This window comes from Verrucomicrobiia bacterium (assembly GCA_026414565.1).
Taxonomy (GTDB): domain Bacteria; phylum Verrucomicrobiota; class Verrucomicrobiia; order Limisphaerales; family Fontisphaeraceae; genus Fontisphaera.
Genome location: JAOAIT010000013.1, coordinates 1 through 15,076, shown reverse-complemented (window position 1 = coordinate 15,076; position 15,076 = coordinate 1). Strand labels below are relative to the sequence as shown.

General features: G+C 58.8%; 4 protein-coding genes. 3 read left to right on the top strand and 1 reads right to left on the bottom strand.

Annotated features, from left to right (window positions below; genetic code table 11):
• A partial coding sequence (locus N3J91_03365) for an Ig-like domain-containing protein (GenBank protein ID MCX8155485.1) occupies nt 1-10,431 on the bottom strand: 10,431 nt, incomplete at its 3' end.
• Between the two features lie 1,033 nt (nt 10,432-11,464).
• Between N3J91_03365 and N3J91_03360 the strand changes: the two genes are divergently transcribed.
• From N3J91_03360 to N3J91_03350, 3 genes are read left to right on the top strand one after another with little or no spacing between them, the layout of a single operon-like run.
• Nucleotides 11,465-12,121: a 4Fe-4S dicluster domain-containing protein gene (locus N3J91_03360; GenBank protein ID MCX8155484.1), complete on the top strand. Its 657-nt coding sequence runs from the start codon at nt 11,465-11,467 to the stop codon at nt 12,119-12,121.
• 6 nt (nt 12,122-12,127) lie between these two features.
• A complete protein-coding gene (locus N3J91_03355) occupies nt 12,128-13,021 on the top strand; it encodes a CoB--CoM heterodisulfide reductase iron-sulfur subunit B family protein (protein ID MCX8155483.1) in 894 nt (297 codons plus the stop codon).
• A 31-nt stretch (nt 13,022-13,052) separates the two neighbouring features.
• Entirely contained in the window at nt 13,053-15,062 is a 2,010-nt protein-coding gene (locus N3J91_03350) for a CoB--CoM heterodisulfide reductase iron-sulfur subunit A family protein (GenBank protein MCX8155482.1), read from the top strand.
• The last annotated feature ends 14 nt before the right edge of the window (nt 15,063-15,076 follow it).

Sequence of the window (15,076 nt, the reverse complement as noted above, 5' to 3'; positions counted from 1 at the left end):
GGCCACCACCAGGTTGGCCCCGCTGCCGAAGTAGACGGTGGTGCCCGGCTGGATGGTCAAGGTGGCCCCGCTGCCAATGGTCAGCGTGCCGGTCACGTTGTAGGGCCCGCTGGCCGCCAGCCAGGTGGTGTCCGCACTGATCGTGCCGGAGACCGGCACGCTGTCACCGCGATCGTAGAAGAAGATTAAATTGGTGCTGGCAAACACCACATTATTGCTGTTCACCGTCTCAATCCGCACCAGATTATATCCCGGGTTCAACGTGAGGTTGGCGTTCCATTGACCCGTCCAGGCCGTCCAACTGGCCGGCGAACCTTGCACCCGCACCTGGCGGGTGTGGATCATGTTGCCGACACCGCGCAGGTTGATGTTGGGGGTGGTGGCGACGTAAACACCGTTGTTGAAGGCGAAGGAGCTGAGATTGGTCACTACCAGGTTCAGGTTGATTTGGGACAGCACGTTGGCCACACGTTGAGCGGACCAGTTTTTCATCCGGTCCACCGTGGTGCCAATATTCAGCGGCCCCAGAATCTGGTCATAGGTTGCGAAGATTTCGTTGGTGGCAAAGATGGTGGTGGCATACTCATACAAGGCGCCAAAGTACAGCGGCGCAAATTCCTGATGGCGTAGGAAGCGCCCGTTGAAGGCAATGGCTCCAGTGGTTTCCACCGCACGCCAGATGGAAATGGTGGCTGGCTGGCGCGAGCCGTCACCTTCGCCGAAGTTGGTATCGCCGTCATGCGGCATGATCACGGCCCGGCGGTCCACGGATCCCAAATAAATGGTGGCGTCATCCGGCGCGCCGTCACTGCCAATGGCGGTTTCGCCAAAACCAATCAGGCTCATGACGGCAAAATGCCGCACCCACTGGTCCACATTAATGACTTCGCGCACGGCGGAGGCCCACTGGGCGTCCGGCGTGTTGTTGATCACCCACAGCAGGTTGAACAAATCACTCCAGTCATTTACCCGTTGGTTGGAGGCCTTGGAGTAGTTGTAACCGCCAGTGGTATAGCTCGTGTAATTGGAGCCCCGATAGGTCAAATCCGCCACCCGCATGAGCCGGTACATGTTGCCGCCGGCGTTTTCCGGATAATGATTTTCGGCCCAGTCGCTGTTCAGCTCCTCCAGATGGATGTAGTAGGGGAAGGACTGGTTGTTGCCGGGGCCGCCGATGGCCGAGCCAATGAGATTGATTAAGTCCACCCCGTTGAGTTTGAGTCGCACAATATTACCTTCCTCGCACGGCAGGCCGGCTTTGCGGAACATCACGTTGCCCATGTATTGAGAGTGAACATACTTGCAGTTCAGATTGAAGGCCCGCTGGCCGCGCCACAGGTTGTCGGTCGGGATGTTGATCCGATAATTCTGCATGCCGCCCGGATTGCAGGTGCTGCAGCGCGAGGAGTTGCCACGGTTGCGCACGCCGCACAAATATCGGACCGCCACGCCGGAGGCATCCGAGGCGATGAAGGTGGTGTTCATTTCCGCGTTGATGCGGTAGGAGGCATTATCCACCTGCCAGATGTTCTGAATTTCCTGCCGTTCGGCCGCTGTCATGATCATGCGATACTGCGGCTGGGGATAAATGGCGCCATCGTTGTCCACCTGGTAAAGCGCGTTGGCCACCTGGCCCAGCGAGGAACCATCCAGCTCGTAGGCCGGCCCCGGCCAGGTGCGGGTGTTGTTGGCCGCATCCCGGGCTTCCACATAAAACTCCACAATCGTCAAATTGGCCTGAGGCGGTATCTGACCGCTATACACCCGATCGCCGGCCACCAAGTCCCCGCCCTGTCCATTGTCACGCATAGTGACGGTGTTAAAATTGCCGGGCGTGGTGGTGGAGACATCCCTCCAGTAAAGGGTGACCGTCAGGCCGTTAGTTTGCTCATCCAGGATTAACGCCGAGACCCGCACCGAGTTAGTGGAGCGCGGAATGGCCGGGAAGTGCTCCACCCCGATGATCAACGGCGCCGAATTCAAGGCCGCCACCGAATTGGCCGTGCCAGGGGTGCCGCCCGTAGCGATGCTGGCCTTCCAATTTTGCCCGTAGCGGGTGGGGAGATTGGTGTTGACCAGCTCCAAGGAAGAACCCAGACCGTCGGCAGGGGTGTACCACTCCCAGCCGCGGTGTCCGTTGTAATAGGTCACGCTGCCGCGCCGGCGCACGGCCCAGTCGCCTTCACTGGCGTAAGACACCAAATCCACCCGGGCCCCCCAGGCCGTTTCCAGCTCCACATCCTCCCCGTTGTTGCTCAACTGCCCGCGCCAGTTGCCAAGGACATTGGTGACGTTGGGATACAGTTGCCGGAAACGATTGGTATCGCTGGCAATGACCCAGTAGCCGTAAGGCGGCAGCGTCATCTGGGGGAAGGTGAAGTCCACCCCGCGATTCAACCGCCAGCCGGTGATGTTGATGGGGGTGGGGGTCAGATTGCGGATTTCCAGCCATTCTTCGTTGGTACGGAAGGAAGCCGGATTATACATGATTTCGCTGAACACCACCTTGCCGGCAAAATTCGCGGCCGGGTCATAGGTGTACGTCCAACCCCCACCGGCCAAGCGGTTGGCGGGATTGGCCAAATCGCGGATTTGATGGCCCGTCGCCCAGCTCACCTGCACCTGGCCCGTGAGCGGAGCCGGCACATTGAACACATACGGGCCGGCACCCACGCCTCGCACACTGTTGGCGGGGAGGCCGTTAATCAACAAAGATCCGGCCTCGACGCCCTGCACCGGCTCGCTGAAAGTCACGCTGATTTCCCGCAGGCTCACCACCACGGCGCCCGGGGTGGGGCTGACGGCCGTCACCACCGGCGGCGTGGTGTCCAGGGTGTAGTATTGCCATTGGGCAGCGGGGGAGGTGCCGTCAAACAGATTGGGCGGATTGGCCGTATCGGCGATGCCATGTGAGGAAACCCAGGTAAAGCGGATCAAGGAGGCGTTCACCGGGGTGAAGGTAAATACATAGTTGCTGCCGCTCCCCGTAACTCCCGTGGCCGGCACCCCATTCACCAGAAGGTCCCGGGCATCCACCCCCGTCACGTTTTCCGTGAAGGTGACAGAAACCTGACTGAGATTCGTCACGTTGCTGCCCGCCGCCGGAATCAGCCGGGCCAGGGCCGGCGCGGTACGATCGATCAACTGCACCTGCCAGCTCGCGCCGGGCCGGCGCTGGTCAAAGGGATTGGGTGGATTGTCGAGGTCGGTGATACCGTGGTTTTGCGCCCAGCCGAACTGCACTGTGCCATAAGCCGGCTGGGGGAAGGAGAAGGTGTAAACCGAACCGCTCCCGCTCACCGCGGTGGCAGAGTTGCCATTGACCAGGAAATCCGCCGCGTCCACGCCGATGACGGCCTTGCTGAAGGTGACCGTGACCGACGTTAACTGCGTGACCACCTGGGAGCCGTCTGGAGTTTTGTTCACCACCACCGGCGCGTTGGGATTGAGCAGATTGTAAATGAACCGCGCCGAGGAGGACGAGCCGTCAAAATAGAGGGGCGGGGTGGAAAGATCGCGGATGCCGTTGCCGGCGGCCCAATTCACCAGCACGCTGCCATAGGCCGGTTGCGGGAAGGTGAAGGTGTAGATGTTGTTGCTGCCGCTCACGCCCGTGGCGGGCTGGCCGTTGACCAGCAAATCCGCCGCATCCACCCCCACCACAGGTTTGCTGAAAGTGATGACCAGGTTGCTCAACGCAAACACATCGCCAGAGGCCGGCACGGCGCCGATAATGACCGGCGGCATGCTGGCCGGACTGCCGCTGATTTCCGCCGAAAGCTCGGCGTTCAGGGCGAAGTCCGAACTGGTGGCATTGACGTTGAAGCCATGAATGGCCAGCACGTTGGTGCCCCGCACCAGGTAGGTGGCGGGCGCCGGGTTGGTTAGCGGGAAGCTGATGTAATCGGGGCCGCCTCCCGGCAGTTCCGCCGCGTTGGCAGTGGCGAAGCTGTTGTAAAACACGGGTGTGCCGGCATTGCCCATGTTGAAGCGCGCCACCTCCACCCCATTGATCCAGGCCACATAACCGTCGTCCACGGCCACGCGCAAAATGAGGTTGGTCACGAAGGCGGGCTCCTCGATCACAAAAGTTTTGCGCATGAACAGTGTGGAGTAACCGTTGTTGTTCATGGCGGGAATCAGGGTGCCGCTCAAGGGGTCTCCATAATAGAAATAGGTGACCCCCGTGGGCCACGCCGAGGCATCGTAGGACAACTGCCGCCACGCCTCAATGGGGTTGGAAACCTCGTTGGTGCCCAGCCGGTAGGACCACACGCTGTTGCTCGCAATCAGGATGACTCGCGGCGGTTGCAGCGTGTAGCTCCACGTAGCTCCGGCGCCGTTGGCATCGAAAGGATTGCCCACCAGGTCAGTAATCCCATGATTAGCCGCCCAGCGCACGTTCACCGTGCCATAGGCGGGGGAGTTGATGTAGAACGTGTAGCTGTTGTTGCTGCCGCTCAGACTGTAGGCCGGCACGTTGTTGACCAGCAAATCCGCCGCATCCACGTTGAGAACCGGCTCGCTGAAGAACACTTGGACGAAGAACAAATTCGACACTGTCGCGCCCGCAGGCGGTGTCTGGCCTTGGACGACGGGCGGTGTTGTTTCCACCACGGTGTAAGTCCACGAGGCACCGGGGGCCGTGTGGTCAAAGGGCATCGGCGGAATACCAAGATCGCGGATGCCGTGATTGGACGCCCATGTGACGTTGACCGTCCCCAGGGTCACTTGCGGGAAGCTGAAGACATAATTGCTGCCGCTACCTACCACATTGGTGGCCGGCAGGCCGTTGATCAGCAGGTCGGCCGCATCCACGTTGGTCACCGCCTCGCTGAACCTGATGGCAATCTGGTTCAGCAAACCCACCGAGGTGTTGCGTGCCGGGGTGACCTCCACAATCACCGGCGGCGCCTGGTATTCCAGGGTGATTTGCCAGTTGGCGCTGGGTCGGAAAGTTTCGAAAAGATTGGTTGGCTGGCTGGCGTCGGCGATGTTGGCGTTCAAGTCCCACGTCACCGGCACGGTGCCGTATGGCGGCTGGGCGAACGTGAACAAATAACCGCCATTGAACGGCGTCACACGCAGGGCCGGCTCATAATTGACCAGCAAGTCTTCCGCGTCCACGCCTGTGACCGGCCGGTCGAAACGCACCCACAGGTTGGTCAGCACGTTGGTGACACTGCCGGGGGCGGGGATGCGTTCCGCAATGGCCGGCGCATTGGAGTTGTAATAAACAAACGACCACGCATGAGCCGCCCGGTTGAAGGGGTTGCCCTTGATGTCGGTGATGCCGTTGGTCAACGCCCAAATCACGGTGTGATGCCCGTACGTCATGGGCGCGAGGGTGAAGACGTAAATGTTGGAGGCCAGCGCCGTCAACCCGACCGCCGGGCGAAGGTCCACCAACAAGTCTGCCGCGTCCACCCCCACCACCGGCTCGCTGAATTGCACGGTCAGGGTGGTGCCCACCGGTGTTTCCTGGCCCGGCCCCGGCGAGCGGCTGATGAGCACTGGCGGCACGCCGTCCAGGATTTCGTAGCTCCAGGTGTTGCCCGGTGCATTTTCATCCAACGGCAGGGAAGGCACACCCAGATCGCGAATGCCATGGCCGGGCGCCCAGGTAAATCGGGCAGTACCCACAGGCGGCTGCGGGAAAGTAAATCGGTAGGTCGTGCCGCTAACCTCCATTGCGGTGACGGGTTGTCCGTTGAGAAGCAAATCCGCCGCGTCCACCCCCACCACTTCCTCGCTAAATTCCACCAGCACTTCGGTGAGATTGGTGAGGGCTGTGGGAACTGGACTCACCCGGGCAATGACGGGCGGCTCTTGGAAAACGAAGGTCACCGCCCACTGGGCCAGGGGATCTGTGCTGTCAAACACATCCTGGGGAGAGCCGGCGGCGGCAATGTTGGCATTGGTTACCCAGGAGAATTGCACGGTGCCATAAGCGGGTCGAGCAAAGGTGAACACATAATTGCTCCCTGTGCCGCTGACACTCGTTGCCGGCGTGCCATTGATGAGCAAATCACTGGCATCCACGCCGGTGACGTTGCGGCTGAACGTCACCGTGGCATTGGTCAAAGTGACCACCAGACTTTCCGGCGCTGGGATGCGTTGGGTGATGACCGGCGCGTTGGGGTTCATCAAACGATAGCTCCAAACAGCGCTGGCCGCCGTCGCATCAAAGGGCGTATTGCCCAAATCGCGGATGCCATGATTGGCGGCCCAGGTGATGTTCACCACGCCATAGGCGGGCTGGCTGAATTGGAAGGTGTAGGCATCATTGGTGCCAGACACCCCCAAGGCCGGCACACCGTTGATCAGCAAATCGGAGGCATCCACGCCCGTCACCGGACGCGAGAAGGTGACGGTCATGTTCGTCAGCGCATACACCCGGCCGGGGGTGGGAGTGACCTGCACCACCCGCGGGGCCAGCAGTCCCGCATCCAAGGCTTCCGCGCTCAGGTAAACATCCAGCAGAAAATCTGAGCTGGCGGCAAGTGAACTGTTGAATGCATGAATGGCCAGCAGGTTGGTGCCAGGTGCCAGGGATGACCATATATTGGTTAAATAAATGGCGGTGTAGTCGGTCACCGTGCCCACACTGGTGGTTGATAAAGTGGTGTAACCTAATTCGCCGGTTGGCGCATTGTAGCGGATCACTTCGATCCCGTTGAGCCACGCCACAAAACCGTCGTCCACTTTGTGATAAAGCACCAGGTTGGTGATCGCCAGGGGATTGGCAATGACGAAGGCCTGCCGCAGGTAGATCGAGCCGTAATTGCCCTGCATGTCCAGCAATTCCGTGTTGCCGGTGTAGAACGGCGCTTGCGTGTCATAAAAGAAGGGGGCTGGCGCCACTCCCCACTGGCTGTCATTGAAGCTAATTTGTCGCCAGGCATTGGTGGGAATCGAGGCTTCATTGGTTCCACGCAACCAGCGATAGACGGCATTGGAAGCCACCAAAACCACCGGCTGTCCCCGCAGGGTGTAGCTCCAGCGATTGCTGGCCGCATTTGCGTTCATGGGATTGCCGGCCACGTCGGTGATGCCGTGATTGGTGGCCCAGGTGATGCTGACCGTCCCATACCAGGGCTGCCCGAAGGTGAAAGTGTATTGGTTGCCGGACCCACTCAAGCCATAGGCCGGCACGCCATTCACCAAAAAGTCACTGGCATCCACCCCCAGCACGGTCTCGCTAAACGTGACCGTGACGCTGGTCAAATTGGTAAGTGAGCTGTTGGCGGCCGGGGTTTGCCCCACCACGCCCGGTGGCACGCCGTCCACCACTTGATACGTCCAGGTGGCGCCGGGCGCGGTGGCATCAAAGCCCCGCGGCGGAAAACCCAAATCCTGAATGCCATGATTGACCGCCCACGTGATTTGCGCCGTGCCGATGGCCGGTTGCGCAATGGTAAAGGTGTAGTTGCTGCCCGAACCGCTCACCGCCGTGGCCGGCACGCCATTGACCAGCAAATCCGACGCATTGACTCCGGTCACCGGCTCGCTGAAGCGGATGTTGATACTGGTTAGATTCGTGACGCGGCTGCCGGGGGCCGGGTTGACCAGCCCCAGCAGCACAATCGGGTCATCACTGTTCGTAGGCGGGGGATTCACGGTCACCGTCACCACGGACGAGGTGGCGCGTCCTCCGCTGATGTCATACGCCACCGCCGTCAGGCGGTTGGTGGCCCACGTGGCGTTGGTCCACACGAGGCTGTAAGGCGCAGTAGCGTCCTCCCCCACCAACACGCCATCCGCAAAAAATGCCACGCGCGCCAGAGCCAAGGTGCCGGTCGCAGTGGCCGACAACGTCAGGTTGGTGGGGCCCTGATAAACGGAATTGTTGGGCGGGGCGGTCATCGTCACCGACAACGGCGGGCCAGCCTCCTGCAACCGGAACGCATTGATGCTGTAACCATAAGGCCCGTCAGCCGGAAATCCGCCCGGCAGCAGGCCCGTGTATTGCTCGCAGACCACCGCAAAGCTGCCATTGGTTCCCGGCACAATGTCATCCCAACCCACCACCTCACCCGCCAGGTTGAAGCCCGAGTTGTAGATGGCTTCATTGGCCGCGAGATTCGGCAGTTGTGCGCGGGTCAATACGCCCGCCGTGTGCGCCGCCCGAAACGCCCGCGCGCCGGTCAGTCGCACCAGGGTCCAGCGATTCGTGTAGGCTGCGACACCCCGCACCGAGGTCCCGCGGAAGGAATACAACGCCGCGGGCGACAGGCCGGAGAAGGTGTTCACCACCTGGCCGCCCAGGTTGCCCCGCAGAAATATGGCCGGGCCGGGTTCACCCAGGAAATCCACGTAACCATTGAACAAATCGTACGCCGGCGTGCCCGGCGATGGGGATGCCATGGTGCCGGCCGGCTCCACCCCAGCGTTGGCAGTGGCGGTCATGATGGCACTCAACCGCTCGCCGGTGAATACATTGGTCAGCGGGCCCGAATTACCCGAAAAAACATTGTACGTGGAAACATTGGGACCCGTGCCCACCCCGGCCGCATGATCGTTGTAGGCCGTCCAGTGCGGCCAGGCATTAAACACGCTGATTTGGGCCACGGCCGAGGTGGTCGTGTAACCCATCCGATCCCGGGCTACTGCAAAAAAACTGTGCGTGCCCAACGGCACATTGGTGAGGGTCAACACCCACTCGCTGCCCTCTGGCTGGCCCTCGCCCACGCGCACGCCATTTTGGAAAAAGCCGACCGTCAAGGGGCTCCCCAACGAATGCGCCGCCGTGGCCCGCAACGGAATGCTGGCCGGGGTGAGATAATAGCTGTTGGTCAGCGGCGAGTTCAATGCCACGGTGGTGACGCCCACGTTGTATTCCGCCACCATTTCAAAATTAAAGGACAAATCAGAACTGGTCAGGCTGCTTTGATGCATTTCCACGGCCAGAATATTGGTGCCTTCCACCAGGGCGGTGGGCGGGATGTTGGTCACATTCCAATTGGCCCCGTCATCGGGTGCTGCCACCGTGGCCAGCGTGTTATACAGCACGGGATTCCCCTCGATGTTGTCCAGATACAGCCGCCGGCCATTCAGCCAGACCACTGCGCCATCATCTCGTTTAAGGTAGCAAATCAAGTTGGTGATCATGGCCACATTGGTGGCCACAAACGCCTGCCGGAAATAAATCGTGGGATACCGCGCATTGGAGGGGCCGCCGTCAATGAGCGTCACTTCGTCGCCATCGCCAAAGCCCAGCTCCGCTGGCCCCGCCGCCCAGGTGGCATCGTTATACGCCGGCTCTTTCCAATCCATGCCCAAATCCTGCCCTAGATTGTGGTATTTCCATACTGAACCGGCCCGGCTGAGATACGCAAAGGCCTTGATGGACACCGTCACCACTGCCGAAGTATAAGCGTTCCCGCCGCTGTCTCGCGCCACCACCCGCAAGTCATGCCCTCCCGGCCAGAAGGTGGTCCAATTGATCGAGGCGGGCGCACCGGCGGCCTGGCCAATCAACGTGTTGCCGCTGTAGAATTGCAGGTTGGTAATGGCATTCATCGAAAAGGCATCCGCGGTAATCACAATGTTGCTCGTGATGCCAAAATACTGCCCCATGGACGGACTGGTTATCACCGCTCCGGGTTGCACCACCTCTACATTGACCACCGGCGAGAAGGTGGCATCCCCCCGATCATCTTCCACCATGGTATAGAGCCGGTACCGACCCGGCGGCACGTTGGAGGCGGTCACCTGATAGGGCGCGGCGGTGGCGGTCCCGGCCAGGTTGGTGCTGGTATCCGTAGCATAATAAAACTCCACGCGCGTGACCGACCCGGTGTACCAACGGACCTGAGCGGTCATCGTCAGGTTGGCCGGGGCGGCAAGCTTTGTGCCTTCCGCTGGCGCGGTGAGCCAGGAGACTGGCAGATAATTACCGTTCAAAAGGAAGGGTCCCCGATTGGTGGCGCGCTGGGCGGCTGTCCCATAACGGTAACTGCCCAGTTGAATCTGGTACACCGCTCCCGCCACCGCATTAAAAGTGACGCGGCTTTGGTAGGTGCCTCCGGCATTATCATTGCCGGCAATGAGCACCTCGCTTCCAATCGCGTTGCTGGCCCACGTAGCGTTGGTAAACACCCCCAGAATCGTTCTAAAGCTGCTGCCAAAGGTGTCCATCCGAAACAGCCCATTGGTGGGGGCCACCCATTCATACCAAACAGTGTAACGAATCGTGCCCGCATATCCAGTGGGCTCGCCATCCTGCAATAACTCGGTGGCATTGGAGTTATTGCCGCTGGTGGTCCATGCATGGCCGATTAGAGTGATGCGGTTGGTAAAATTGTCGTTGGGGGGCGCCTGTCCCAGAAGGGCAGGGGAAATCAGAATGCCCCAAACTGCCCCGGCGATTAAAAACATCCCCCAGATATGGCTTCCCACCATACCCTGCAACTTATGACTTTTCAACATATTACAACTTTTTCGCAACCTGCTGCCACTACCTAAAGCCCACAACCCACATGCAAAAGGCAGCCTTTAACCTCTCCCCACCAAAGGCTGCCTCTTGATTTTTTCCTGGCTATAGGTCAGATCCAACTGCTCACTCCACCTGTAGTTCCCAAACCCGGCGTGGGAGCTAGCCGTAGGCTGACTAATCTGTTTGAGAAATCAAGCAAGTTTCGGGCCTGATTTTATTTTTTACGTCATTTTGTGGCAATTTTGTGCCATTGGTTAGACGGAAGCCCTCTCTCAATGCTCTAATGACGCTTATATATTTGTGTAACGTGCTTATTCTTAGTAATTTGTGCGATGATTGCCAGGATGATCAGGCGCCTTTTTGCTGAGTTCGTGCTGCATAAACCCGCACAAATGCCCCACTCGTGGTCATTGGGACTTCGCTGTTTTTCATGGGTCAAGCGAACGTCCGGACAGGACTTGATAATAAATTGTCCATCAGGCTTAACCGCCTTACCAAAAGACCCGGGGCCGGGTTGTCCTGGTGTGGCGGCAACCATCATAACCAAGCGCTTTTACTCCAAGTTGCGCGGTACGATAACGTTACCGTTGTCGCGGTCCGGCTTGAATTGATGGTTAAAATATATGTAAATTAGTTTATTTTATAACGATTAATAGAAAATTCATATTCCCTACACATAAGTAAAAATACATTCATAAGTTATTATTAAACTGCACATAAAAGAGCGATTAAGCTGTTCATAATAATTGTAACATATTGTGAATCAATATATTATAATAATATGAATCGTCGGCTACATAATCGGTTTGCCATATGTAGATAGCCGCCATGGTGTTTTTAATGAAAATATAAGATATAATTATAAACAAAAATCGCGTAAAACATACCAAAAAATGTGAAGCCACATGGCAAAGTTTAGTTGAGTTTATACACAGAAGGCATCTTGGGATTTCAGGGGCGTTGCCCCTGTGAAGATGTCTTGATGCCAGGCGGGATGGCTCTGCGGCTGGCCGCAGACAATGCCTTATGGAACTGCAACGCACCATCAAATACGAAGCCGACCGGGTCAAGGGATTCGGACGCGAGATCATGAGCGTCCCCGGTTGTGAGCAACTGGAAGGCTGTATCCAATGCGGCACCTGCTCGGGGGTGTGTCCCCTCAGCATCTACATGGATTATTCACCGCGTCAGATCATGGCCATGACGCGTTCGGATTTCAAAAAAGAGGTGCTCAGCAGTTATACCATCTGGCTTTGTGCCTCCTGTTATGATTGCACGGTCGAATGCCCCCGCAAAATCCGCATCACGGACATCATGTACGAGCTGAAACAGCGGGCTATTCGTGAAGGTTACGCCCCCAAAGGTTTCGCCACGCCGGCCCTGGCCCGCAGCTTCTACCACATGGTGCATGAGAATGGCCGCGTGACTGAAAGCGCGCTGGTGATCCGAATGCTCCTCAAAAGCGGCTTGTCAAACGCCATCAAAACCGGCTTGGGCATGTGGCGGCTGGGACTCAATCTCATCAAGACCGGTCGCTTCTCCCTTAAGCCGGAAACCATCCGCCGCAAGGATGAACTGGCCAAAATGATGCAGATCGCGGATCAGGCGGAAATTGACCACCTGAATGGAAATGGTTTAAAAACAGCCCCGGCCAGGGCCGCCCAGGCGCCCGCAAAACATTAAAGTCCCATGAAATTTTCTTATTTCCCAGGTTGTTCGCTCAAGGGCACCGGCAAGGCCTACGAGGAATCGCTTCTACCCGTGCTTCAGGCCTTGGATATCCAGCTCGAGGAATTGGATGACTGGAATTGCTGCGGGGCCACCGCCTACATGGCGGTGGACGAGGCCAAGGCGTGCATCCTGGCTTCCCGCAACCTCGCCATGGCCGAGAAAATGGGGCATCAGGCGCTGATGGCCCCGTGCAGCGCCTGCTACCTGGTGCTCAACAAGACCAAGAAATATCTCAAGGAATCGCCCGCCGTCCACAAAGTGGTACAGCAGGCCCTCACCAGTGCTGGACTTACGTATTCCGGCAATGTGCCTGTGCGCCATCCCTTGGATGTTTTTGTGAACACCATTGGGTTGGACGCCATCAAGAAGCGGGTCAAGCGCCCGTTAAAAGGCCTGAAGGTTGCCCCGTACTACGGCTGCCAGATCGTGCGGCCTTATGCCACCTTCGACTCGGCGGAAAATCCCACCACCATGGACCGCCTCATGGAGGCGTTGGGGGCCAGCGTGGTGCGATTCCCTTTGAAGACCCGCTGCTGCGGCGCCAGTCTTACGGGCACCCTGCCCGAGCCGGGCCTGCTTTGCTCTTACATAATTCTTAAAGAGGCTATCAAGCGGGGTGCCGACGTGATTGCCACCGTGTGCCCGCTGTGCCAGTTCAATCTGGACGGTTATCACGACAAGATTGCCGCCAAGTGGGAGCCGGTCCGTATTCCGACGGTTTATTTTTCTCAACTCATGGGACTGGCGTTTGGTATTCCCGCGGAACAACTCGGATTGCACCGCTGCATCGTGCCCATGAAGCCGTTGCCGGAGTTGCCGGCCGCCGCCAAGGCCCCGGCCGCCGCAGCTTGAAACCTTTTCGTTTGCACCCTTGGAAATGCCTATGAACAACGGGAACCACGGCAGGAATCAGGGCGAGGAAATCCGCATTGGCTTTTATGTCTGTCACTGTGGCCATAACATCGCCAGCATGGTGGATTGTGCCGAGGTGGCCAAATACGTGGAGCAGCTTCCGCATGTCGTCCTTTCCCGCGATTACAAATACATGTGCTCGGACCCTGGGCAGGAATTGATCGCCCAGGACATCAAGGAGCACCATCTCAACCGGATCGTGGTGGCCTCCTGCTCGCCCCTGCTGCATGAGCACACTTTTCGCACGGCGGTCGAACGGGCCGGCCTCAACCCCTTCTTTTTCCACATGGTCAACATCCGCGAGCACAACTCGTGGGTCCATACCGATCGCACCGCCGCCACCACCAAGGCCAAGGCTCTGGCCCGCGCCGCCATCAAACGGGTGGCCCATCATCGGGCCTTGGAAACCAAGCGCGTCCCCATCCATCCCGATGTGCTGGTCGTCGGGGGCGGCATCGCCGGCATTCATGCCGCCATGACGCTGGCCAACGCCGGCAAAAAAGTGTATCTGGTGGAGCGGGAACCCACCATTGGCGGCCACATGGCCAAATTCGACAAGACTTTCCCCACCTTGGACTGCGCGGCCTGCATCCTGACGCCGAAAATGTCCCAGGTGGGCGCCCATCCCAACATCAAGTTGATGACCTATTCCGAGGTCACCAAGGTGGATGGCTACGTGGGCAACTATACCGTCACCATCAAACACAAGCCCCGTTACGTCATCGAGGACCTGTGCATCGGTTGCCAGGATTGCATCCCCGCCTGCGTGTACAAGGAGCCCAAGTTCCCCGATGAGTTCAATGAAAACCTCGGCAAGCGCAAGCCCATCTACATCCCATTCCCCCAGGCCACACCCCAGGTGGTCATCATTGATCCGGAAACCTGCCTGAATCTCAAAACCGGCAAGTGCAAAAAGACCTGCGTCGAGGCCTGCGGCGACAAGAAGGCGATTGATTTTAATCAGAAGGAAACCTTCGAAGACATCAAGGTGGGCACCATCATCGTCGCCACCGGCTTCAAGACCTTCGACGCCACCAAGATGCCGCAGTACGGTTACGGTATCCACAAAAACGTTTACACGGCGCTTGAGGTGGAGCGCCTGGTCAACGCCTCCGGCCCCACCGGCGGCGAAATCATCCTGCGCGACGGCACCCATCCCAAATCCATTGGCATCATCCACTGCGTCGGGTCCCGTGACGAACGCCACAACCGCTGGTGCTCCCGGGTGTGCTGCATGTACTCGCTCAAACTGGCGCATTTGCTCAAGGAGCACACGGGCGCCGAGGTGTACAACTTCTACATTGACATGCGCACCGCCGGCAAAAACTACGACGAGTTTTACGGCAAGCTCTTGGATGAAGGCGTCCATTTCATCCGCGGGCGGGTGGGCGAAGTTACTGACTGGGCCTTCACCCCGGAGGAGGAGGGGCACCTGGTCATCCGCGTGGAGGACACCCTGGCCGGTTATGTCCGCCGCATCCCGGTGGACATGGTGGTGCTGGCCACCGGCCTCGAGCCGCAGGAAGACGCTCAGGACGTACGGCGCATGTTTAACATGAGCTGCGGCGGGGAGGGCTTTTTCCTCGAACGCCATCCCAAACTGGCTCCGGTCAACACGTTCACCGACGGCATCTATCTAGCCGGTTGCTGCCAGGGCCCCAAAGATATTCCTGATTCCGTGGCCCAGGCCGGGGCGGCTGCGGCGGAGGCGCTGGTCCTTGTGGACAAGGGCTATGTCGAGCAGGAGCCTAACACCGCTTTTGTTATTGAGAATGAATGCAGCGGCTGCAAGTCCTGCGTGCCGTTGTGTCCCTACACGGCAATCAGCTTCGATGACGCCAAACAAAAAGCCGTCATCAACGAAGCGTTGTGCAAGGGGTGTGGGACGTGTGTGGGGGCGTGTCCGTCGGGTTCGATTGTGCAGAACCTGTTTGAGGACGCCGAAGTGTTCAGTGAGATTGAGGGGGTGTTGGCGGAGTGAAGGAGAACTGGCAT

Bases quoted from the DNA above. Each gene is read 5' to 3' on its own strand.
- N3J91_03355 (MCX8155483.1), top strand. From the start codon at position 12,128: ATGAAATTTTCTTATTTCCCAGGTTGTTCGCTCAAGGGCACCGGCAAG.
- N3J91_03350 (MCX8155482.1), top strand. From the start codon at position 13,053: ATGAACAACGGGAACCACGGCAGGAATCAGGGCGAGGAAATCCGCATT.
- N3J91_03360 (MCX8155484.1), top strand. From the start codon at position 11,465: ATGGAACTGCAACGCACCATCAAATACGAAGCCGACCGGGTCAAGGGA.